Source organism: Streptomyces sp. NPDC090119 (assembly GCF_044747085.1).
Lineage (GTDB): Bacteria > Actinomycetota > Actinomycetes > Streptomycetales > Streptomycetaceae > Streptomyces.
In genome coordinates, this window is sequence record NZ_JBIVDK010000001.1 from 1,131,725 (window position 1) to 1,152,430 (window position 20,706).

General features: G+C 72.2%; 21 protein-coding genes. 11 read left to right on the plus strand and 10 right to left on the minus strand.

The genetic code is table 11. The features are described 5' to 3' along the window. Positions 1–215 precede the first annotated feature (215 nt). The 5 genes from ACIPPM_RS05230 to ACIPPM_RS05250 are packed head-to-tail and all read left to right on the plus strand — an operon-like array spanning position 216 to position 7,487. On the plus strand, positions 216–1,571 hold the full coding sequence (locus tag ACIPPM_RS05230) for an ABC transporter substrate-binding protein (protein WP_401443153.1): 1,356 nt from the start codon (positions 216–218) through the stop codon (positions 1,569–1,571). Continuing rightward, entirely contained in the window at positions 1,558–2,463 is a 906-nt protein-coding gene (locus ACIPPM_RS05235; RefSeq protein ID WP_401443156.1) for a carbohydrate ABC transporter permease, read from the plus strand. The genes ACIPPM_RS05230 and ACIPPM_RS05235 overlap by 14 nt, the downstream gene beginning before the upstream one ends. Further along, positions 2,460–3,347, plus strand: a complete 888-nt coding sequence (locus ACIPPM_RS05240) for a carbohydrate ABC transporter permease (protein ID WP_401443158.1) — start codon at positions 2,460–2,462, stop codon at positions 3,345–3,347. Before ACIPPM_RS05235 ends, ACIPPM_RS05240 begins: the two co-directional genes overlap by 4 nt. Further along, on the plus strand, positions 3,344–5,356 hold the full coding sequence (locus ACIPPM_RS05245; RefSeq protein WP_401443161.1) for a beta-galactosidase: 2,013 nt from the start codon (positions 3,344–3,346) through the stop codon (positions 5,354–5,356). Before ACIPPM_RS05240 ends, ACIPPM_RS05245 begins: the two co-directional genes overlap by 4 nt. A 10-nt stretch (positions 5,357–5,366) precedes the next feature. After that, positions 5,367–7,487 carry an alpha-galactosidase gene (locus tag ACIPPM_RS05250; RefSeq protein ID WP_401443165.1) on the plus strand — a complete coding sequence of 707 codons (2,121 nt, stop codon included), beginning with the start codon at positions 5,367–5,369 and terminating at the stop codon, positions 7,485–7,487. Between the two features lie 5 nt (positions 7,488–7,492). On the opposite strand, the gene ACIPPM_RS05255 is transcribed toward ACIPPM_RS05250, so the two are convergent. Continuing rightward, positions 7,493–7,675, minus strand: a complete 183-nt coding sequence (locus ACIPPM_RS05255) for a hypothetical protein (RefSeq protein ID WP_389005534.1) — start codon at positions 7,673–7,675, stop codon at positions 7,493–7,495. 275 nt (positions 7,676–7,950) lie between these two features. Between ACIPPM_RS05255 and ACIPPM_RS05260 the strand changes: the two genes are divergently transcribed. Beyond that, positions 7,951–8,952, plus strand: a complete 1,002-nt coding sequence (locus tag ACIPPM_RS05260) for a mechanosensitive ion channel family protein (protein WP_401443169.1) — start codon at positions 7,951–7,953, stop codon at positions 8,950–8,952. 92 nt (positions 8,953–9,044) lie between these two features. Here ACIPPM_RS05260 and ACIPPM_RS05265 read toward each other — a convergent pair whose 3' ends face one another. Next, positions 9,045–9,215, minus strand: coding sequence for a DUF5670 family protein (locus ACIPPM_RS05265; RefSeq protein WP_329018044.1), 171 nt, complete (start codon positions 9,213–9,215; stop codon positions 9,045–9,047). 210 nt (positions 9,216–9,425) lie between these two features. Between ACIPPM_RS05265 and ACIPPM_RS05270 the strand changes: the two genes are divergently transcribed. Beyond that, positions 9,426–9,668, plus strand: coding sequence for a DUF6479 family protein (locus tag ACIPPM_RS05270; protein ID WP_401443173.1), 243 nt, complete (start codon positions 9,426–9,428; stop codon positions 9,666–9,668). 3 nt (positions 9,669–9,671) lie between these two features. On the opposite strand, the gene ACIPPM_RS05275 is transcribed toward ACIPPM_RS05270, so the two are convergent. The 3 genes from ACIPPM_RS05275 to ACIPPM_RS05285 form a co-directional block, all read right to left on the minus strand. Beyond that, the gene (locus tag ACIPPM_RS05275) at positions 9,672–10,181 is read right to left on the minus strand and encodes an SRPBCC family protein (protein WP_401443176.1); all 510 of its coding nucleotides are present in this window, start codon (positions 10,179–10,181) and stop codon (positions 9,672–9,674) included. A gap of 28 nt (positions 10,182–10,209) precedes the next feature. Beyond that, positions 10,210–11,364, minus strand: coding sequence for an aminotransferase class V-fold PLP-dependent enzyme (locus ACIPPM_RS05280; RefSeq protein ID WP_401443179.1), 1,155 nt, complete (start codon positions 11,362–11,364; stop codon positions 10,210–10,212). Between the two features lie 85 nt (positions 11,365–11,449). Continuing rightward, a complete protein-coding gene (locus tag ACIPPM_RS05285; protein ID WP_401443182.1) occupies positions 11,450–13,162 on the minus strand; it encodes an MFS transporter in 1,713 nt (570 codons plus the stop codon). Between the two features lie 259 nt (positions 13,163–13,421). Between ACIPPM_RS05285 and ACIPPM_RS05290 the strand changes: the two genes are divergently transcribed. Then, the gene (locus ACIPPM_RS05290; RefSeq protein WP_401443185.1) at positions 13,422–14,231 is read left to right on the plus strand and encodes a TetR/AcrR family transcriptional regulator; all 810 of its coding nucleotides are present in this window, start codon (positions 13,422–13,424) and stop codon (positions 14,229–14,231) included. A gap of 24 nt (positions 14,232–14,255) precedes the next feature. Here ACIPPM_RS05290 and ACIPPM_RS05295 read toward each other — a convergent pair whose 3' ends face one another. Beyond that, positions 14,256–15,275 (minus strand): DUF2993 domain-containing protein, encoded by a 1,020-nt coding sequence (locus tag ACIPPM_RS05295; RefSeq protein WP_401443188.1) that lies wholly within the window; start codon positions 15,273–15,275, stop codon positions 14,256–14,258. A 400-nt stretch (positions 15,276–15,675) separates the two neighbouring features. On the opposite strand from ACIPPM_RS05295, the gene ACIPPM_RS05300 reads away from it, so the two are divergent. Further along, a complete protein-coding gene (locus ACIPPM_RS05300; RefSeq protein WP_401443191.1) occupies positions 15,676–16,017 on the plus strand; it encodes an STAS domain-containing protein in 342 nt (113 codons plus the stop codon). Positions 16,018–16,166: 149 nt separating this feature from the next. Here ACIPPM_RS05300 and ACIPPM_RS05305 read toward each other — a convergent pair whose 3' ends face one another. Then, positions 16,167–17,264, minus strand: a complete 1,098-nt coding sequence (locus ACIPPM_RS05305) for a glutamate--cysteine ligase (RefSeq protein WP_401443194.1) — start codon at positions 17,262–17,264, stop codon at positions 16,167–16,169. Positions 17,265–17,319: 55 nt separating this feature from the next. After that, complete coding sequence (locus ACIPPM_RS05310) at positions 17,320–18,123, minus strand: SDR family NAD(P)-dependent oxidoreductase (RefSeq protein ID WP_401443197.1); 804 nt, start codon at positions 18,121–18,123, stop codon at positions 17,320–17,322. 154 nt (positions 18,124–18,277) lie between these two features. Between ACIPPM_RS05310 and ACIPPM_RS05315 the strand changes: the two genes are divergently transcribed. Further along, positions 18,278–18,985 (plus strand): YqjF family protein, encoded by a 708-nt coding sequence (locus ACIPPM_RS05315; protein WP_401443200.1) that lies wholly within the window; start codon positions 18,278–18,280, stop codon positions 18,983–18,985. After that, complete coding sequence (locus ACIPPM_RS05320; protein WP_393598050.1) at positions 18,982–19,131, plus strand: hypothetical protein; 150 nt, start codon at positions 18,982–18,984, stop codon at positions 19,129–19,131. Before ACIPPM_RS05315 ends, ACIPPM_RS05320 begins: the two co-directional genes overlap by 4 nt. Before the next feature lie 9 nt (positions 19,132–19,140). Here ACIPPM_RS05320 and ACIPPM_RS05325 read toward each other — a convergent pair whose 3' ends face one another. Together ACIPPM_RS05325 and ACIPPM_RS05330 are read right to left on the minus strand one after the other, a co-directional pair. Continuing rightward, positions 19,141–20,154 (minus strand): NAD(P)/FAD-dependent oxidoreductase, encoded by a 1,014-nt coding sequence (locus tag ACIPPM_RS05325; RefSeq protein WP_401443203.1) that lies wholly within the window; start codon positions 20,152–20,154, stop codon positions 19,141–19,143. Beyond that, the gene (locus tag ACIPPM_RS05330) at positions 20,151–20,675 is read right to left on the minus strand and encodes an isoprenylcysteine carboxyl methyltransferase family protein (RefSeq protein ID WP_401443206.1); all 525 of its coding nucleotides are present in this window, start codon (positions 20,673–20,675) and stop codon (positions 20,151–20,153) included. The genes ACIPPM_RS05325 and ACIPPM_RS05330 overlap by 4 nt, the downstream gene beginning before the upstream one ends. Positions 20,676–20,706: the final 31 nt, after the last annotated feature.

Here is a 20,706-nt window from a genome sequence, read left to right on the forward strand (position 1 = left end):
GGTGGCGCGTAATCGATTCCGCCCGGCAGCGCCAGTTGCCCTCCGGTGCAAGGAACTTGCAGGTCAGTCGCCGTTTCACCGGAAAATCGCGTGCTCACGGACTGATCTCGATGTCGCCCAATTCCCGCAAGCCTGTTGACTTTTGTGGATTCCTGTTGTGAAGGTTGCGCCCACCACGTCCCCGGAGCGCGACCCTCGGCGCAAGGAGCACCCTCATGGCGATGCCCGTTCGCATGTCAACCGCAAGACGATGCCTGGCCGGTGCGGCGGTCCTGGCACTCACGGCGGTGGCCGGCTGTGGAGGCGGGGGCGGTGAGGACGACGGTGCGGCCGACTCCTCCTGCAAGCCGTCCTCCGGCAAGGTCACCCTCCAGTACTGGTCCTGGGTGCCCGGCATGGACCAGGCGGTGCGCGCCTGGAACGCCGAACACCCGAACGTGCAGGTGAAGTTGCGTACGACCCCGGCCGGGAACGCGGGCACCTACCAGAACATGTCCAACGCGCTGAAGGCGAAGAAGGCCCCCGACCTCGGGCAGATCGAGTACGACTCGCTCGCCAGTTTCCGGCTCAAGGGCGGCCTGAAGAACATCGAATCCTGCCCCCAGGTCGCGCAGGCGCAGAACAAGTTCGTCGACTGGACCTGGTCCCAGGTCGACTTCGGCGCGGGCGGCAAGGACGGCGTCTGGGCGATACCCCAGGACACCGGCCCGATGGCCCTGTACTACCGCAAGGACATCTTCGACAAGCTCCACCTGAAGGCCCCCACCACCTGGGCGGAGTACGAGGCCGACGCGCGCGTCCTGAAGAAGGCGGGCAAGTACATCACCCACTTCTCCCAGACCGACCCGAACTGGTTCACCGGCCTGCTGTGGCAGAACAAGGCCACCATGTTCGAGCGGAAGGGCGACGCCTGGAAGGTCACCGTCGACCGGCCCGAGAGCCGTCAGGTGGCCGACTACTGGCAGCGGCTCATCGACGACAAGCTGGTCGCCACCGACCTCCAGGGCTTCTCGCCCGCGCTGTACAAGTCGTGGAACTCCGGCGAGGTGGTCACCTGGATCAGCGCCGCCTGGGGGTACAGCACCATCCGCGACAACGCCGCCTCCACGGCGGGCAAGTGGGCGGTGGCCCCCATGCCCCAGTGGAAGCAGGGCGACAAGCAGGCCGGTAACTGGGGCGGCTCCACCACCGCCGTCCTCTCCGGCAGCAAGCACCCCGCCGAGGCGGCCGAGTTCGCGCTCTGGCTCAACACCGACCCGAAGGCCCTGGAGATCCTCAACCGGGCCGGCGGCCTCTACCCGGCGGCCAAGGCCGGACTGACCCTGCCCGCCCTGCAGAAGCCCGTCGGCTTCTACGGCGACCAGAAGGTCTTCGACGTCTTCAAGCAGGCGTCCGCCGAGGTGGACACGGACTTCACCTGGGGTCCCACGATGACCGACACCTACCGCTTCCTCAGCGACGGCACCTCGGACGTCACCGCGGGCAAGGGCACCCTCGGCGACGTACTGAAGCGGACCGCGGCCGACAGCACGGACTCCCTGCGCAAGCAGTCGCTCGATGTCACGCGCTGAGTCACGTGCTGACCGGCTGAAGCGCCGGACCCTCGCCCCGTACGCCTTCCTCATCCCCTTCTTCGTGCCGTTCGTCCTCTTCACCCTGCTGCCGGTCGGCTACGCCTTCTGGCAGAGCCTGCACAAGACGGCACGCACCGGCGGCACCTTCGGCCGCACCCACTCGGTGTTCTCCGGCTTCGAGCAGTACGCCGACGTCGTCCGGGAGCCGTACTTCGCCGACAGCGTCCTCAGGGTCGGCCTGTTCGCCCTCGTGCAGATCCCGGTGATGCTGCTGTTCGCCCTGGTCCTCGCCCTCCTGCTGGACTCGGCCGTGGCCCGGCTGAAGCGCTTCTTCCGGCTGGTGTACTTCGTGCCGTACGGCATCCCGGGCGTCGTCGCCGCGCTGATGTGGGCCTCCCTGTACGACCCGAGACTGTCGCCGATCACCGACCTGCTGGGGTCGGCCGGCATCCGGGTCGACCTGCTGGGGCCCGACCTCGTGCTCTGGTCCATCGGCAACGTCGTGACCTGGACCTACACCGGCTACAACATGCTCATCCTGTACTCCGCCCTCCAGGCACTCCCCGCCGACATCGAGGAGGCGGCCCGCGTCGACGGGGCCGGGGGCTGGACCATCGCGCTGCGCGTCAAGGTCCCGCTGATCCGCCCGGCGCTCGTCCTCACCGGGGTGTTCTCCATCATCGGCACCCTCCAACTCTTCACCGAGCCACAGGTGTTCCGGTCCATCGCCACCAGCGTGACCAGCACCTACACCCCCAACCTCGCCGCCTACTCGCTCACCGCCGGGGACGACTACGGCGGGGCCGCCGCGCTGTCCGTGCTGCTCGCCACGGTCACGTTCGCGCTGTCCTTCGCGTTCCTCCGCCTCACCAACAGGAGGCAGGGATGAGCCTGCTCACCCGTACCGACGGCGCCCACGCGACCCACGGGGTCCGCACCGGCCGCGCGTCCACCACGGCCGCCGTCCTCTTCATGACCCTGGCCGCCTGCTACATGCTGCTCCCGGTGTACTGGCTCCTGGTCTCCTCGACCAAGAGCCAGGGCGACCTGGTCACCACGCCCGGACTGCGGCCCGCGCACTGGCACTTCGGCGACAACCTGACCGCGCTCTTCCAGCAGCAGGACGGCGTCTTCGCGCGCTGGCTCCTCAACAGCCTGCTGTACGCCGGTGCGGGCTCCGCCGTCGCCACCGCGCTGGCCGCGGCCGCCGGGTACGCCCTGGCCAAGTACCAGTTCAAGGGCCGCGAGCTGCTGTTCTCGGTGATCCTCGGCGGCGTCCTCGTACCGGCCACCGCCCTCGCGCTGCCACTGTTCCTGATGTTCGCCGAGGTGGACGCCACCAACACCTTCTGGTCGGTGTTCCTGCCGAGCGTCGTCAGCCCCTTCGGCGTCTACCTGTCCCGCATCTTCGCCGCCGCGTCCGTACCGGACGAGGTGATCGAGGCCGCGCGCATGGACGGCGCGGGGGAGCTGCGCATCTTCACCGGCATCGGGCTGCGCATGATGTCACCGGCGCTGGTGACCGTGTTCCTGTTCCAGTTCGTCGTCATCTGGAACAACTTCCTGCTGCCCCTGGTCATGCTCCAGGACGACGACCTCTATCCCGTCACCCTCGGCCTGTACACCTGGCAGACGCAGACCAGCCGCCTGCCCGTGCTGCAGACCCTCACCATCGTGGGAGCCCTGGTCTCCGTCGTGCCCATCGTGCTCACCTTCGTCCTCCTCCAGCGCTACTGGCGCGCCGGACTCTCCGCCGGGGCGGTGAAGTCATGACCCACCCCCTCACCGCGCTCGGCCACCGGCTCGGCGGCATCGCGCACGGCGGCGACTACAACCCCGAACAGTGGCCCCGCGAGGTGTGGCGGGAGGACGTCCGCCTCATGCGGGAGGCGGGCGTCAACCTGGTGACCGTGGGGGTGTTCTCCTGGTCCCGTATCCAGCCGCGCCCCGGCGTGTACGACTGGGAGCTGCTGGACGAGGTGCTCGACCTGCTGCACGCCCACGGCATCGCCGTCGACCTCGCCACCCCGACCGCGGCCCCGCCGCCCTGGTTCGCCAAGCTGCACCCCGACGCCCTGCCGGTCACCGCGTCCGGCACCCGGCTCGCCCCCGGCAGCAGGCAGGTCTTCTGCCCGAGCCACCCCGCCTACGCCGAGGCGGCCGACGCCGTCGTCACCGCGCTGGCGACCCGCTACGCCGACCATCCCGCCGTCGTGTTGTGGCACGTCCACAACGAGTGGGGCAACCACAACGCCCTCTGCTACTGCGACACCAGCGCGGCCGCCTTCCGCACCTGGCTGCGGGACCGCTACACCACCCTGGAGGCCCTCAACTCGGCCTGGGGCACCGACTTCTGGAGCCAGCGCTACGGCGACTGGGACGAGATCGACCCGCCCCGCGACACCACCGCCTTCCGTAACCCCGGCCAAGAACTCGACTACCGCCGCTTCTCCTCCGACGCCCTCCTCGCCCGGCACCACGCGGAGACGGCCCTGCTCAGGCGCCTCGCCCCCGGCATCCCCGTCACCACCAACCTGATGGGCACCCTGGAGAAGAAGGCCGACGGGTTCGCCTTCGCCCCCGCCTGCGACCTCGTCTCCGTCGACCACTACCTCACCGCGGCCGACCCCGAGGGCCACATCGACCTCGCCCTCAACGCCGACCTGGCCCGCGGCATGGCCGGGGGCGCGCCCTGGCTGCTCATGGAGCACTCCACCTCCGCCGTCAACTGGCAGCCCGTCAACGTGGCCAAACGGCCGGGCGAACTGCGCCGCAACAGCCTCACCCACCTGGCCCGGGGCGCCGACGGCATCATGTTCTTCCAGTGGCGGCAGTCCACGGCCGGCGCCGAGAAGTGGCACTCCGCGATGCTCCCGCACGCGGGCACCGACAGCCGGATCTGGCGCGAGGTCAGCGCCCTGGGCGCCGAGCTGTCCGCCCTCTCCGAGGTGGCGGGCACCCGCGTCCAGGGCGACGTGGCGCTCCTCTTCGACTGGCCCAACTGGTGGGCCCTGGAACTCCAGGCCCGCCCCTCCGACCGGCTGCGCTACCTCGACGTGGTCCGCGACTGGTACGCGGCCCTGTGGGCACTCAACCTGACCTGCGACGTGGTCCCACCCGGCGCCGACCTGACGCCCTACCACGCCGTCGTCGCCCCGAACCTGTACCTCCTCGCCGACCAGGACGCCGCCGACCTGGACGGGTACGTCCGCCGGGGCGGCCACCTCGCGGTCGGCTGCTTCAGCGGGGTGGCCGACACCCAGGACCGGGTACGCCCCGGCGGCTACCCCGGCGCCCTGCGCGACGTCCTCGGGCTCCGCGTCGACGAGTACCTGCCGCTGCGGCCCGGTGAGAACGCCCTCCTCGACGACGGCACCCTCGCGCACGACTGGGCCGAACGCGTCGAACCGCGCGGCTGCTCCGCCGTACTGCGCTTCGCGGACCCGCCCGAGGGCGGTCCGGCCGCCGGAGGCCCCGCCGTCACCCGCCACGCGCACGGCCGGGGCAGCGCCCGGTACGTCGCCACGCGTCCCTCCGCGCACACCCTGCGCGAGCTGATGCGGACCCTGGCCGACGAAGCGGGCGTCCAGCCCGTCGCTCCCGAGGGAGTGGAGGCGGTGCGCCGCACCGGCCCACAGGGCAGCTACCTCTTCCTGATGAACCACACCGCCGACGACGTGACCGTCCCGGTCCGGGGCACCGGCCTGCTGGACGCCAAGGTCACCGACACCGGCGCCCTGGTCCCGGCCGGGGGAGTCGTCGTCGTCCGCGAACCCGAGTGACGGAGTGTCCATGACGCTGCCCGTGGAGTACGACGAGGCCAGCGGCACCGTCGTCCTGAGCACCGAGCACACCTGCTACGTCCTGCGGGTGGACCGGGCGCGGGGTGCCGTACCGCATGTGCACTGGGGTGCGCGGCTGCCCCTGGAGGACGCGGTCGGGCTTCCCGTGCACGGCGAGCACGACAACAGCTTCGCCGGGCGTTTCGACGGGGTGGAGGAGTATCCCGTCGATGGCGGCGCCCGGTTCGGCGTGCCCGCGCTGGAGGTCCGCTTCGCCGACGGACACGGTCCGGTCGAGCCCGAGGTGACCGGCGTCCGGATCGCGGGGGCGCGGCATATGGTGGTCGCGCTGCGGGACCGGGCGCGGCCGCTGGCGTGGGAGACGCACTACCGGGTGCCGCCCGGCGGTGACGTCATCGAGCGCTGGACGGAGTTCGAGCACACCGGCGACACCGGCCCGCTGCTCCTCGTACGCCACGCCGCCGCCCACTGGCCGCTGCCCCGGCGGCACGGCTGGCGGATGTCGGCCGTGCACGGCGGCTGGTCCGACGAGAACCGGCTCGCCCGCACCGAGGTGGCCGTGGGCGAGACCACCCTGACCAGCAGGCGCGGCCACACCAGCCATCAGGCGGCCCCCTGGCTCGCGCTGGACACCGGTACCGCCGACGAGGAGCACGGCGAGGTCTGGGCCACCGTGCTCGCCACCAGCGGAAGTTGGCGGCTCACCGTGCAGCGCACGGCGGCCGGGGCGGTGGGCGTCGTCGCGGGGGAGGGGCACGAGGGCGCCGAGATCGCCCTGGCCCCCGGTCAGCGGCATGTCACGCCGGTCAGCGTGGCCCTGTACACCACGGGCGGCTTCGGCGCCGTCAGCCGCGCCCTCCACGGTCACATCCGCCGGCATGTGCTGCCCCACCCCGACGAACTCCGGCCCGTCCTCTACAACTCGTGGGAGGCGACCGGGTTCGAGACCTCCGAGGAGGGCCAGCTCAGGCTGGCCCGGCGCGCCGCCGACCTCGGTGTCGAGCTGTTCGTCGTGGACGACGGCTGGTTCGGCACCCGCGACGACGACCGCTCCGGCCTCGGCGACTGGACCCCGCACCCCCGGCGCTTCCCGCGCGGACTGCGCCCCCTGGCCGACGAGGTGCACCGGCTGGGCATGGCGTTCGGGCTGTGGGTGGAACCCGAGATGACCAACCCCGACAGCGACTTGTACCGCGCGCACCCCGAGTGGGTGCTGCACCTGCCCGACCGCCGCGCCACCGAGCTGCGCCACCAGCTCGTCCTGGACTTCTCCCGCCCGGAGGTCACCGACTGGGCGTACGACTGGCTGCACCGGCTCGTCGCCGGGAACGTGGTGGACTTCCTCAAGTGGGACTTCAACCGGTCCTTCACCGAGGCGGGCTCCTGGGGCGGCGGGCCGGACGGGCGGCGGGTCCACATCGAGCACGCGCGCGGGGTGCACCGGGTGCTCGACCGGCTGCGCGCCTCGTTCCCCCGGCTGCGGATCGAGTCCTGCGCGGGCGGCGGTGGCCGGACCGACCTGGGCATGCTCGCCCGCACCGACCAGGTGTGGGCCTCCGACAACACCGACGCCGTCCAACGCCTCGCCATCCAGCACGGCTTCAGCCAGGTCCACCCGGCGGGCGTCATGTCGGCCTGGGTCACCGACAGCACCAACCCGCTGACCGGACGCACGGTCCCGCTGAGCTTCCGCTTCCACTCGGCCATGGCGGGCGTCCTGGGCCTCGGCGGAGACCTGGACCGCTGGACACCGGCCGAACTCACCGAGGCGGCCCGGCTGATCGAGGTCTATAAGGACATCCGGCCGCTGGTGCAGCACGGACACCAGTACCGGCTGCTCGCACCGGGCGACGGCGCCCTGACCGCCGTCCAGTACGTCGATCCCGACGCCGACCGGACGGTGGTGCTGGTGTGGCGGCCCAGCGCCGCCTTCGGTCCGGCGCACCCGCCGCTCCGCCTGCGCGGCCTGGACCCCGGCGCCCGCTACCGCGACGAGGACACCGGCGCGCAGTGGTCGGGGGCGACCCTCGCGGGCTTCGGCCTGGCCGTCCCCGGCCTGCCGGACGGCGACTGCGCGAGCGCCCTGGTGCGCCTGCGCAGGGTGGCATAGGCCGGTCAGCGGCCGGGGGGCGGACCCATCGGGCCGGGCGCGTGCGAGGCGGCGGTGGGCAGACCGGTCCCGGGAGGCATCACCCGGGCCAGGTCGCGGTGTATGCGGTCGGCCTCGCCCCGCACCTCGGCGGGGACGTCACCGCGCTCGGCGACGAGACGGCTGAAGATGGGGGTGTCGGTGAACATGACTCGAGTCTGCTCTTTTCCAGTGGGTCGCCGGGTGGTGGGGGGCGCGACGGGACGGGTGACGGACACCTGCCGTGGCCGGACCATCAGCGGGCCGAAAGACGGCGGCCCCGAGGAACGCCCGGCCAGGAACGGGCACACGTCACCTTAAGGGGCGGTACCGACAACGCGCGCCCGGGGACCCGAACCAACCGCACAGCTTAGACGATCATGTATCGCGGATTCGAGGGTAGACGCGGCCGACGAGTCAGAAAGTCACCGAACACGGAGTTGTTGTGCCGACACCGCACCTTTCCCCACAGCCCGGCGCGTCCGGAGCAGTACAGCTGGCCGCGTCCTGGCCGAACTGGCTGGAGGAGCACACCACGGCGCTGGTCGAGGTGCCGCTGCGCATCGCCCTCATCGTCGTCGTCCTGGGGGTCATCCGCTGGATCGCCAAGCGGGCCATCACCCGCGTCGTCCAGCACATCCTGCAGCCCTCCGGCGACGACGGCGAGGCCCGCCCGCCGCGCCGCGCCGGACGCGGAGCCGCCGTCCTGATGCGGGACCGCTCCCGCTCCTCCCAGCGCCGCGAACAGCGCGCCCGCACCATCGGCTCGGTGCTCAGCAGCGGCGTCACGATCGTGCTGGCCCTGCTCGGTCTGGCCATGATCCTGGACCAGGTCGGCATCGCGCTCGGCCCGCTGCTGGCCAGTGCGGGCGTGGTCGGCCTCGCCATCGGGTTCGGCGCCCAGAGCCTGGTCGCCGACTACCTCTCCGGCCTGCTCATCATGGTCGAGGACCAGTACGGCGTCGGTGACACCGTCGACCTCGGCGAGGCCATCGGCGAGGTCGAGCACGTCGGTCTGCGCCTGACCCACGTCCGCGACCTCAACGGCGGCCTGTGGCACATCCGCAACGGCGAGGTCCTCCGCGTCCGCAACGACAGCCAGGACTGGGCCCGCGCCGTGCTGGACGTCGCCGTCGCCTACGACGCCAACCTCGACACCGTCTACCAGGTGCTGGAGGACGCCGGCCGCACCCTGCGCCAGGACCCGGCCTTCTCCGGCGTGCTGCTGGAGGACCCCAGCGTGTGGGGTGTGCAGTCGCTGGACGCGGACGGGGTCGTCGTGCGCCTCGCGGTGAAGACCGTGCCCCTGCAGCAGTGGTCCGTCACCCGTGAGCTGCGCCGCCGGGTGAAGGACGCGCTGGACACCGCCGGTATCGACATCCCGTTCCCGCAGCGCACCATCTGGCTGCGCAACGAGGACTCCGAGACGGCCGTCGTCCCCCGCTGAACCTTCCGCGAACCTTCCGCACACGACGAGGGGCCCGGCCTGTACAAGGCCGGGCCCCTCGTCATGTCATCCAGCGTCCGTGCGCTCTTCGCCTACCAGCGGTACCAGCGGCCTCGACGGCCACCGCTGCCCGCGGGCCGCACGAAGAACCCGACCAGCCACACCACCAGGACGATCACGGCTATCCACCACAGCGCCTTCAGGGCGAAGCCCGCGCCGAAGAGGATCAGAGCCAGCAGAAGAACCAGAATCAAGGGAACCATTGTCATAACCTCCTGACCACCGATTGCCCCCGACCGGCGAATGCACGCACACAACTGCCAAGTTATCCACACGACTTGAAGGGCATGAGGACGTGTTGCGGTGCGGGTCCCCGGTGGTGCGGTGCTCCGTTCGGTGCAGTGCGGGCGCCACGAGGGCTGACAGGGCCGGTGAAGAGGGATTCTCCGCGTGCGCGGGGGTAACCGCCCTGCATGAACATCGCTGCTGAATTCCTCGCCGCGTCCGGCAAGGGCGCGCTCTGGCTCCTGATCGTGGGCGTGGTCGTCGCCGTGCTCCTGCTCGGCGGGTTCCTGCTGGGCAGCCGACGCGCGCGCTCGCGCCGCCTCTCCACCCCGCCCCCCGGCGCCCGGGCCCGCCGCGGCCCCCAGGAGCAGCCGGGCGTCGGCTGGCAGACCCCGGAGGACAACCCGGAGAACCACACCCACCGGCGCTGACCGCTACCGCGCGGGCTGCCGCTCCAGCTCCCGCTTGAGATTGCGCAGCGTGGTGCGGATGTTGCGGGTCTGGAAGTCGGCGAAGGTGCGGCCCGAGGTGACGATCCGGTCGAAGGTGTTGGCCGCGAGGTCGGGCCAGGTGCGGCGGTCGTCGGTCCAGGTCTCGGTGACGCGGGTGCCGTCGCCCGCCGGCTCGAAGCGGTACTCCCAGGTGGCGATGGGGCCGCGCAGCCGGGGGCGGCCGACACCGATCGCATGGACCCGGAAGGCGAAGTGACGGCCCGGTTCGGCCGCCGTGACCGTGCACCGGGTCACCCAGCGGAAGCGCCCGCGCTTGTTCCGTCCGACGAAGCTGGTGCCCACCTCGACCGGGCCGTCAGCCGAGCCGGATGTGGTGCCCAGGTTCTCCGGGCTCCAGCGGCCCATGTCGCCGGGGTCGCTCACCGCCCGGTAGGCGACCTCCGGCGTGACGTCGATGACGATGCTGTCGCTCACACTCAACACACGGGCCATTGCGCTGCCTCCTACCGCGAACCTGAAGCTACTGTCGAGTAGGAATCATGGCACGGCCCGTTCCACCCGGTCGGTTCGCCAGCGCCGACAGAGCGGCCGCGACCCGGTCACCCACCTCTCGCGGCGTCGACGCGTGCGGGGAGAGCCTGAGCGAGTCGGCGCGCACCGTGGGGGTGACGCCCTCGGCGTGCAGCGCCTTCGCCACGAGGGCCGGGTCGCGGCCCGGCACCGTGAAGGAGAGGATGCCCGTGCGCCGCGCCGGGTCGGTGGGGGAGAGGACCCGGCCCCCGAACTCCCGGACCACCTCGGTGAGTTCATCGATCCGCTCGGCGATCGCGGCCTCGATCGCTCCTACGGTGTGCCGCTCGACGAGGTCCAGCGCGGCCGCGAACGCGGCTGCCGTCACCGGGCTCAGGTTGGTGATCGACCACCGGCGCGCTTCCGGGGCGGGCGGGTGCTCCGCGCCGTCGAACAGGCCGACCTCCTCCACTCCCGTCCAGCCGGTGAGGACCGGCTCCAGGGATTCCAGCGCGCGGTCGGACAGCGTGGCGAAGCCCGTGGCCCATCCGGCCCGCAGCCACTTCTGGCCGCCCGCCACCACCACGTCGGCCGCCTCCCACGGCAACTCGGCCGCGCCGAACGCCTGGATGGCGTCCACGATCAGCAGCCGGTCCGGCCCGATCGCCTCGCGCAGCCCCGCCAGATCCGCCCGGAAGCCGGTACGGAAGTCCACGGCGCTCACCGACAGCGCGACGACATCCTCGGTCAGCGCGGCCCGGACCAGTGCCGGAGTCACCCCGCCGCCGGGCTCCGGGTCGAGCCAGCGGGGCGCGACCCGGCCCAGGTCCGCGGTACGGCGCCACGGATAGTGGTTGGCCGGGAAGTCGGTGCGGGGCACGAGGACCGCGCCTTCCCGGATGCCGAGCGCGGCGTGGAAGAGGCCGGTGGACGCGTTCGGCAGCAGCACGGTGTGCCGGGCGTCGGTGCCCGCGAGGCGAGCGGCCGTGTCCCGCGCGGTCTCCTCCGCGCGCATCAGACCGTCCACGGTGGTGTGGTCCGCGCGGGCGGACTCCGCCAGCGCACGCGCGGTGGCGTCCACGGCGTCCCGCGAGGGCGGGCCGAACCGGGCGAAGTCGAGATACCCGGCAGGCGTGTCGAAGTGAGCTGCGTACGAAGTGAGCACGGGGCTCATCCTCTCCGGTGCGGGACGGGCCGGGCACCCCGCCATGGGGATGCCCGGCCCGTCCGTCCGTTCAGTGCCCCGGCGGTCAGTGACCGGCGGCTTCCTCGGGACGCGCGTGACGCGGCAGGAGGAAGGCGAGCAGGAACGTCAGGACGAGCATCCCGTCCACGATCCACAGGACCGTCTTCATGACGGAGCCGAAACCGCCCTTGAAGGCCGATGTCGCGGTGGTCCGGAGCGCGGCCGGTATCCGGGCGCCGTCCCGCGGCGAGGTGATGACCGACCGGGTGTCCTCCTCCAGCGTCACGCAGGAGGCCGGGGTCGCGGCCGGGTCCTTGGCGACCGCGCGGTCCGAGGCGCAGGTACGCAGATCCGCCACGACGCGGTCCTGGGCGACAGGCGCGACATGCGCGGCGGTCAGCTGCTCGCGCAGGCCGCCCGACTGCTGGTCGACGGCGGTGGCGATACCGCCGCCCAGCAGGCCGAAGAACACGGTGCCGAGGATGGCCACGCCGAAGGCGCCGCCGAGCTGCTGGACCGCGGTCATGGTGCCCGACGCGGAACCCGTCTCGTGCTGCTCGACACTGGCGAGCACGGTGTCGAAGAACGGCGCCATCAGCAGGCCCATCCCGATGCCCGTGACCAGCAGCGAGGGCAGGAGCTGCCAGGGACCGACACCGCTGCCCGCGAGGTCCAGGGTCAGCCACACACCGAACACACCGGCGGCCATGACCAGCGCGCCTCCCTGGAGCACCATGCGGCCGAACCGGGTGACCGCCTGAGCGAGCCCGAAGCCGACGATCATGCCGCCGGACCAGGGCACCATTACCAGGCCCGCCTTCAGCGGCGAATAGCCCAGCCCGATCTGGGTGTAGAGGTTGAAGACCAGCATGAAGCCCTGCATGGCGGAGAAGAAGACCAGCCCGAGGATCATGCCGCCGCTGAAGCCGCGCTTGCGGAACAGGCTGATGACGACCAGCGGGTCCCGGCCGGCCCGGCTGCGCCGCGCCTCGTACATCGCGAAGACGGCGAAGACGACGACCGAGGCGGCCATCATCGCGAAGGTCCACAGGGGCCAGTCGTACTCACGGCCCTGGACCAGCGGGAAGATCAGGAGCAGCGCGGCCAGCGAGACCAGGAGCATGCCGGGGATGTCGAGACGCGGCTTGCTGTCGGAGCGGGTCTTCGGCAGATAGCGCACGGCACCCAGCAGGGCGGCGGCGCCCAGCGGCAGGTTCAGCAGGAAGATCATGCGCCAGCCGGTGCCGAAGTAGTCGGCGTCCACGAGCCAGCCCGCCAGGATCGGTCCGGAGACCGCGGACAGCCCCATGACCGGGCCGAACATGCCGAACGCCTTCTGCGACTCCTTCGGCGGGAACATCTCCTTGATCATGCCGAGGCCCTGCGGCAGCATCACCGCGCCGAACAGCCCCTGTATGACGCGGGCGCCGATCAGCATCTCGGGGGACACCGACACCGCGCACAGCAGGGAGCCCACGGTGAACCCGGCGGCGCCGACCAGGAACATGTTGCGGCGGCCGTGGATGTCGCCGAGGCGGCCGCCGGTGACCAGGCCGACGGCCATCGAGAGCGTGTAGGCGGCGGCGAGCCACTGGAGGGTGGAGGCGCCGCCGCCCAGGTCGGCGCGCATGGAGGGACCGGCGATGTTCGTGACGACGGCGTCCAGGAGGTCCATCACCTCGGCCGCGAGGATCACGAAGAGCGCGGCCCAGCGCCATCGATAGGGCGCTGGTGCGTCAGTGGGCGTCTCGGCGGACGCGACACCAGTGGTGGACATCGGTACTCCTCGCGGAAAGGGGCCGCGGCCCCCGGTGATGAGCCATCGGCGCGGTGGGACGGACGGACAGTCCTGGAGAACACTGTTCACCTTAGCGGAACGGTGCTCACTCGGAGAACGCTGTTCATTAAGATATAGCGTAAGCGCGTCGCGAGGACAAGATATATCGCGTTGCCTGTGGACAAGTACCGCTCCAGCGCTCGACAAAAGCCGCTCACCAGTCGTGAACACTGTTCTCCGACGGCCCTAGACTGTCCCCATGAGCGACGCGGCCGCCGGCAACCCCGCACCCCCTCCGCCGTCCCCCTGGGAGCGTGAGCGTCCCGCCCGCCCGCAGACGGCACCGCAGCGCACCCCGCTGTCCCGTGAGCGCATCGTCGAGGCCGCCTTCACGGTCCTGGACCGCCAGGGGCTCGACGGGCTCTCGATGCGCCAGGTGGCAGCCGAACTGGGCGTCACCGTCTCCGCCCTGTACGCGTACGTCAGCTCCAAGGACGACCTGCTGGAGCTGATGTACACCCGGCTCTTCGACGGCTTCCGGATGCCCGAGCCCGACCCCGAGCGGTGGCGCGAGCAGGTCCGGGACTACGCGCGCGCCGGGCGCGAGCGTCTGCTGTCCCACCGGGACGTGGCCCGGATCTCCATGGCGCACGTGCCGTTCACGGCCGAACTGCTGCCGCACGTCGAGGGACTGCTCGCCATATTCCGCACGGCCGGGCTGCCCGACCGGATCGCGGCGGAGGCCGGTGACCTCATCTCCACCTACATCGACGGCTTCGTCCTGGAGGAGGGCGTGTGGCAGGACCGGGCCGCCGCCCGGCCCGACGACGGAGACTCCTCACTGGCCCGCCCCGACTGGCGCGAGATGGCGGGGGAGATGCAGGACTACTTCGCGTCTCTGCCGCCCGGGGACTTCCCCCACCTGCGCGCACTGGCCGACGTGATGGTGACCGACTCCTCCGACGAGCGGTTCGACATCGGCCTGGAGATCATCCTGCGGGGGCTGGCGAGTTATCTGCCGGACAGGGCGGCCGAGGGCAACGCGGCCGAGGCGGCACCGGACGCCTGACGGGGGACTCCCGACCCGCCCCGCTCAGCGCCCAGCCGCCGCCCGCGCCTTCCTCGTGTCGCCGAAGGGCAACTCACCCCCGCTGAGGTGGGCCCGGATGCCGTCCCGTTCCACCGTGATCCGCTGGACGCGGATGTCGCCCGGCGTCTTCGGCAGCTGGAAGGACAGGTTGAGCTGGTCCGCGAGCTGGGGCTTGGTGACGCCCCGCACCGCGCCGAGCAGCTTGGGGTCGATGCCGAGCTTGGCGGGCAGGTCGGGCTGCTCGGCGACCACGTCGAACAGGTTGACCTTCATCAGCTTGCCGACGAACCCGGGCGTACCGGTGAGCCGCTCCATGGCCGACTCGCTGCGCATCGCGTCGCGGATCTGCGACCGGTCGATCCCGGCGCGCTCCGCGATCACCGGTACGGCCAGCAAGGCCCGCACCTTGTCCCGCTGCTCGGCGACGGCACGCGCCGCCTCGGGGGTGAGCTGGAGCCCCGCGTCGCGGCCGGGGCGGAAGACGGCGACGTCCCCGATGTCGAGACGCATACGGCTGATCTCGGTCGACACCCCGCGGTCACCGGACCGCCCGATCCGCGCCTCCGCGTGCACCCCGAGGCGCTGCCCGGCGATCGGCAGCTGCCCGTCGGCCTTGATCGCGCCGGGACCCAGACGGCTGAACTCCACCTGTGAGGCGCCCAGTTCGCGGTCGAGGTCCTCGAAGGAGAGCAGTACGTCCCCGTCGAGGGAGTGGACGGTGCCGCCCTTGAGGTGGGAGGGGAGTTCACCGTCGAGCCGTACGTCGTGCGCCGTGGCGTGGACCCTCGCCAGGGACACCCGGTCGGCGGCGAGGTCGGGGACGGTGACATGCGCGGTGTCGATCCGCTTGTCCAGCACCTGGGTGAGGAAGGGGAAACCGTCGATCTCCACCTGCGGCGCGGCCTCCAGACGCAGCGACTTCTGCAGCTGGTCCTCGGTCTTCCGCTCCGCGAAGAGCACCGCGAACCGGTCGCCCAGCACCAGGAACGCCAGGGTGACGGCGATCGCGATGCTCGCCTTCACCGCACGCCGCAGATTCCTGAACCTGCGAGGGCGCCTCCGCCCGGCCTTGCGGGACCCAGGGGGCCGCCGGTCTCCCGACTGCCCATCGGACACGGCGTGTTCCTGATCGTTCATCGAGCGGTGCGACGCTGGGCGAGTGGAGGAGCGCATCACGCCACCCAAACACGTCACCGCAGGTCGGACGCAAGTTCAGCCTTGTGCGGGCGACGGTTCTCACACCCCCGTGACGGGGACACGTGGCGCGGGTGAAGGGGTGCGGTGGATCATGTGGCGGTCCTGTGCGATCCGCTCCCCCTGTCCGGGACCGCCTCCCCGGACCGTTCGCCGGGCACCGAACCGGTGACCTGAGAGACCATGGAGGCAGAGCAGTGTGCCGCCTCCGGCTGCGAAGGAGGTCACCATGGCAGCCGAACCGCCTTTCGTGCCGCCGATCGGGCCTGTCCTGACGGTCTCGGCCGCCGACATCCGGCTGCCCGAGCTGATCCTGGCCGGGGACATCGGCGCCGAAGCCCTGCGTGAGCTGGAGGAGGTCCTCGGGGCCCCGCCACTCCACACGGCATCCGCCTGGACCGTCGACATGAGCCAGGTGACCCGCATCGACCTGGCCTGCGCCTACGCCCTCCTGCGCGGAGCCACCCTGCGCCCGGAACCCGCCGACCTCACCATCCGCGGCCCCCGCCGCGCCGTCCAGCGAACCCTGCGTGACGCGGGGCTCGACGTGGTGGCCGTCATCGAGGAGTAGAGGATCAGAGGAGTAGGGCCCCCGCTCCAGCCGATCAGGGCCCGTACCGACTCGCCGCCGCCACGGTCGCGTGTACTCACAGTCCGGCCGGACAAGGACGCCGGATCAGGGCGTACTCGCTCGGTCGCCGCTCGGATACGGGCTCGTGCTCATTCCTCGCCGGTCAGGCGCACGCACTCGGTGACGACGGCGCGGAGACTGTCCGTGCGGCGCAGGATCGCGCGCTGGGTCATCGCGCCGTTGCCGTGTTTCAGCAGGCCGGACAGGGTGTCCTGGGCGCCCTTGGTGTCACCGTGGTCGTCCAGGGCGGCGCGCACATGGTCGAACAGCGCCCGGACCACCCTCTCCGCCGGGGCGGGGCGCATGGTCAGGGGGTGCAGCAGATGCTCCTCCAAGCCGAAGCGGGCGGCCTGCCAGGCGGCGAGCCGCACCAGGGAGGTCTCGAGCCGGGCCGGAGGTTCCCCCGCCCGCCACTCACGGGCGGCCGTCTCGACGAGCGCGCGGCACAACAGGGCCAGCAGGACCGTGGTGTCCGGGTCCAGACAGACGTCCGCGACCCTGATCTCGACCGTGGGATACCGCACGGCGAGCCGGGCGTCGAAGTAGATCATCCCCTGGTCCCGGAGCACGCCGGTCCCGACCATGTCCCGTACCCGCTCGTGGTACCGGTCGGCGGAGCCGAAGACATCGGTCGGCCCGGCCGACGGCCAGCGCCCCCACATCTCGCTGCGGTAGCTGCTGTAGGAGCTGTCCTGGCCTTGCCAGAACGGGGAGTTCGCGCTCAGGGCGAGCAGTACGGGGAGCCAGGGGCGCATGCGGTCCAGCACGGCCACGCCCTCCTCGTCGGACTCCACGGAGACGTGCACATGACACCCGCAGGTGAGCTGGTCCGACAGGGTCAGCCCGAAGCGCTCGGCCATCCACCGGTACCGGCTGTCCGCTGTCAGCGTGGGACTGACCGGCAGGGGAGAGGTGCCGAGGGCGGCCACGGCGGCCCCCGTCCGCCCGGCGAGCCGCCCCGCCTCGGCACGGCACCGACGGATCTCGGCCGCGAGCTCGTCCGCCCGCGTCTGCGGGGCGGTGGCGAACTCCACCTGCTGGCGTTGCAGCTCCGACTCGAAGACCTGCTCCCCGTCCGACCTGACCGAGCCGTCGGCCTGCGCCAGCACGGCCGCCGCGACGGCGCGCGGTTCACCGCTCTCCGCGTCCACCAGGAGGAGTTCCTCCTCCACTCCCACGCTGCGCACCCGGCCGTCCTCCCTGGCCGGTCCGGGGACCGGTCCCTTCACTGTGTCCCGTCGGTCAGTGCCGCTCGCCCGAGCCGGGTTCGGCCATCCTGCCGTGCGCCTCGGACTTGAGCCTGTCGGGGAGCACCTTGTCGGCCATTCCCTGCGCCTTGGTCCGGGCGGACCCCGCGACTACCTTGTCCTTGCCCTCGAAAAGGGCGTCCAAGCCCTCCCGCGCGACCTCGGCCGGATCGTCCTTCTCCTGTTGGCCGACCTGGGTGTCGTCCATCTCCGCCCGGTGGAAGAACTCGGTCTCGGTCGGGCCGGGCATGAGCGCGGTCAGGGTGACGCCGGTGTCCTTCAGCTCGCTCTGCAGCGCCAGGGTGAAGGACTGCGTGAACGACTTCGACGCGTTGTACACGGCCTGGAAGGTGCCGGGCATGGTGGAGCCGATGGACGAGGTGACGAGGATGCGGCCCTGGCCGCGCGAGACCATCGCGCGTACGACCCGCTTGGCCAGATGCACGGTCGCGCGCACATTCAGGTCGACGATCTCCAGCTCGTCCTCGAGATCGGTGTCCGTGAAGGCACCGCCCTGCCCCACCCCCGCGTTGAGCACCGCGACATCGAGGGGGCGGTCCGTCGCGGTGACCGCCGTCCACAGCTCCTCGGCCTGGTCGTAGTGGCGCAGGTCGGCCCGGACCGGCTCCACGGAGACATCGGCCACCGCCCGGATCTCCTGGGCCGCCTGCCGCAGCCGGGTGTCGTTCTCGGCGTTGATGATCAGGTCGTAACCGCGCTCGGCGAGCTGCTTGGCCAGCTCGAAGCCGATACCGCTGGACGCGCCCGTGACCAGGGCGAGAGGCTTGACATGGTTCATGGCCGGATCTCTCCCTGGACGAGGTCGGCGCGGGCGGGGTGCGCTCCGCGTACCTCCCGCAGTTCCCAGATCGGCCGTTCCTGAACGGCCGGGACGCGACGCCCTCCCCCCGCGAGGGCGTTTCCGCGGCCTCCCGCGGGGAAACCCGTCGTCCATGGTGGCGAGCCGGGTACCGGTCCTGCGGGCCCGCTGGCTGACGCAGACCTTCGTCAGCTGGCCCTACGAACCACGGACGGTCCAGGCGCTGCTGCCCGAGGGGCTGGTCGTGGACGAGTACGACGGCGCCGCGTGGGTCACCCTCACGCCGCACCTCATGGCCGACGTCCGCCTCCTCGGCCTGCCCGCACTGCCCACCTTCGCGGAGACCAACCTGCGGACCTATGTGCGCGGTCCGGACGCCGTGTGGTTCTTCTCCCTCGACGTGACCTGCCCGCTGCTGCTGGTGGGCCGGGCCCTCGGCGTGCCTTACCACCGGTCCGACCTGCGCGTCTCCGACACCGGGGACACCGTCACGTACACCGGGGCACGCCGGACCGGGGAGGCCGCGTACCGCCTGACCGTACGGCCCGGCGCGCCAGTCGAGCCGACGCGGCTGGACGGGTGGCTGACCTCGCGGTGGCGGGCGTACAGCAGGCGGCTGGGCGTGCTCTGGGAGACACCCGTGGGGCACGAGCCGTGGTCGCTGGCCGGGGCCCGCGTCGAGGTGCTGGAGGAGGCGGTGACCCGCGCGGCGGGACTGCCCGCACCGCGCGGCGAGCCCGTGGCGCGGTTCTCCGCGCGCGTCAGCCGCGCATGGGTGGGCGCGACCCGGCCCCTGCGATCCCCGACCCCACCGAACACCCGACAAGGAGGCCGGTCATGAGCGAATGGACCCCGTCCCAGGCAGAGGGCGAACGGGAACCGGACCCCGAGACCGACGGCAGGCCCGGCCGGACCATCCACCCCGACGTGCCGCGCACGACACCCTCGCAGGCCGAGGGCGAGCGGCTGCCGGAGGACGACGAGTAGCCGCCCCGGCTACCGGAGCGCGTGCACCGCCGCCGCGAACACCGCGGGCACCCGGGACGCCACGGGCACGATCAGCCGGGCGGTGCCCGGACGGCTGCTCGCGGCCAGCAACGCCCTGGTCAGCAGGCGGTGGCGCCGCGTCAGCAGCGTCCAGTCCCGCTCGTAGCGCTCCGGCCGCCCGGCCGCGACGGCGCGCACGGCGGCCTCGGCCGTCGCCAGGGCGAGCGCGATGCCCTCCCCGGTGAGGGCGTCCACATAGCCCGCCGCGTCCCCGACGAGCAGCACCCGGCCCGTGACCCTGCGCCGCACCCGTTGCAGCAGCGGTCCGGCCCCGCGCACCTCGGTGGCGGGAGCCCCGCGCAGCGCGGCGGTGAGGGCCGGGAAACCGGCCAGATGCTCGTCGTACCCGCGCCGGACGCGGCTGAGGACCGCGACCCCCACCAGATCGTCGGCGACCGGGGTCACGTACGCCTCGCCCCGGCCGGACCAGTGCACCTCGACGAAGTCCGTCCACGGGGCGACCCGGTAGTGCCGACGCAGTCCGTACCGGCCCCGCGCCCCGCCGGGCAGCTCCAGCCCGAGGCGGCGGCGCACGGGGGAGTGCAGACCGTCGGCGGCGATCAGCCAGCGGGCGGTGAGCCCGGCGGCGGTGACGGCATCGGGGCGTTGAACCACCTCGCCGACCTTGCCGTGCTCGATCCGCACGCCCAGGGCGAGCGCGCGCTCGTACAGCGCCTGGTGGAGGGTCGTACGGCGGATGCCCAGCCCCGGACGGCCGCGGAAGGGCGCCTCGGCCCGGCGGACGCCGTCCACGTAGCGGATGCCGCGCAGGTCCCGGCCCGCCGCCTCGACCCCGAGCGCCCGCAGCGCGGCGACCCCGCCGGGCATCACGCCCTCCCCGCACGCCTTGTCCACGGGCGCCGTGCGCGGCTCGACCACCACGGCGGTCAGCCCGGCGAGCCTGGCGTGCACGGCCGCGGCCAGCCCCGCCGGACCGCCCCCGGCCACCAGGACGTCGATCACGCCGGAACCGGCGCCTCGGCCGCGGTCAGCGCCTGGTTCTCGCACCGGACACGCACGGTCAGCACGGCGGCGTTCAGCACCGTGAACGCGGCGGCGGTCACCCAGGCCGTGTGCACCAGCGGCAGCGCCAGTCCCTCGGCCACCACGGCCACGTAGTTCGGATGCCGCAGCAGCCGGTACGGGCCCCGCGCCACCAGCGGCAGACCCGGTACGACGATCACCCGGGTGTTCCAGCGTGGCCCGAGCGTCCCGATGCACCACCAGCGCAGCGCCTGGGCCCCCACCAGCACCGCCAGCATCGGCCAGGCGAGGGCGGGCACGAACGGCCGCCCGCCGAGCCACACCTCCAGCGGGCACCCGACCAGCAGCCCCACGTGCAGCGCCACCATCGCCGGGTAGTGCCCGTCCCCCGCCACGATCGCGCGGCGGGCCCTGCTCCACCGCTCGTTCCGGCGCGCCACGACGAGCTCGGCGACCCGCTCGACCGCGACGGCGGCCACCAGCAGTGCGTACCAGGTCATGTGTCCTCCTGTCGGGCTCACCAGCTCAGCC

What these genes read in the sequence shown, in the direction of transcription:
- ACIPPM_RS05310 (WP_401443197.1), bottom strand. Translation starts at nt 18,123, where the DNA reads ATGAACCATGTCAAGCCTCTCGCCCTGGTCACGGGCGCGTCCAGCGGT.
- ACIPPM_RS05270 (WP_401443173.1), top strand. Translation starts at nt 9,426, where the DNA reads ATGAACATCGCTGCTGAATTCCTCGCCGCGTCCGGCAAGGGCGCGCTC.
- ACIPPM_RS05300 (WP_401443191.1), top strand. Translation starts at nt 15,676, where the DNA reads ATGGCAGCCGAACCGCCTTTCGTGCCGCCGATCGGGCCTGTCCTGACG.
- ACIPPM_RS05255 (WP_389005534.1), bottom strand. Translation starts at nt 7,675, where the DNA reads ATGTTCACCGACACCCCCATCTTCAGCCGTCTCGTCGCCGAGCGCGGT.
- ACIPPM_RS05240 (WP_401443158.1), top strand. Translation starts at nt 2,460, where the DNA reads ATGAGCCTGCTCACCCGTACCGACGGCGCCCACGCGACCCACGGGGTC.
- ACIPPM_RS05290 (WP_401443185.1), top strand. Translation starts at nt 13,422, where the DNA reads ATGAGCGACGCGGCCGCCGGCAACCCCGCACCCCCTCCGCCGTCCCCC.
- ACIPPM_RS05230 (WP_401443153.1), top strand. Translation starts at nt 216, where the DNA reads ATGGCGATGCCCGTTCGCATGTCAACCGCAAGACGATGCCTGGCCGGT.
- ACIPPM_RS05330 (WP_401443206.1), bottom strand. Translation starts at nt 20,675, where the DNA reads ATGACCTGGTACGCACTGCTGGTGGCCGCCGTCGCGGTCGAGCGGGTC.
- ACIPPM_RS05250 (WP_401443165.1), top strand. Translation starts at nt 5,367, where the DNA reads ATGACGCTGCCCGTGGAGTACGACGAGGCCAGCGGCACCGTCGTCCTG.
- ACIPPM_RS05275 (WP_401443176.1), bottom strand. Translation starts at nt 10,181, where the DNA reads ATGGCCCGTGTGTTGAGTGTGAGCGACAGCATCGTCATCGACGTCACG.
- ACIPPM_RS05265 (WP_329018044.1), bottom strand. Translation starts at nt 9,215, where the DNA reads ATGGTTCCCTTGATTCTGGTTCTTCTGCTGGCTCTGATCCTCTTCGGC.
- ACIPPM_RS05285 (WP_401443182.1), bottom strand. Translation starts at nt 13,162, where the DNA reads ATGTCCACCACTGGTGTCGCGTCCGCCGAGACGCCCACTGACGCACCA.
- ACIPPM_RS05245 (WP_401443161.1), top strand. Translation starts at nt 3,344, where the DNA reads ATGACCCACCCCCTCACCGCGCTCGGCCACCGGCTCGGCGGCATCGCG.
- ACIPPM_RS05315 (WP_401443200.1), top strand. Translation starts at nt 18,278, where the DNA reads ATGGTGGCGAGCCGGGTACCGGTCCTGCGGGCCCGCTGGCTGACGCAG.
- ACIPPM_RS05235 (WP_401443156.1), top strand. Translation starts at nt 1,558, where the DNA reads ATGTCACGCGCTGAGTCACGTGCTGACCGGCTGAAGCGCCGGACCCTC.
- ACIPPM_RS05320 (WP_393598050.1), top strand. Translation starts at nt 18,982, where the DNA reads ATGAGCGAATGGACCCCGTCCCAGGCAGAGGGCGAACGGGAACCGGAC.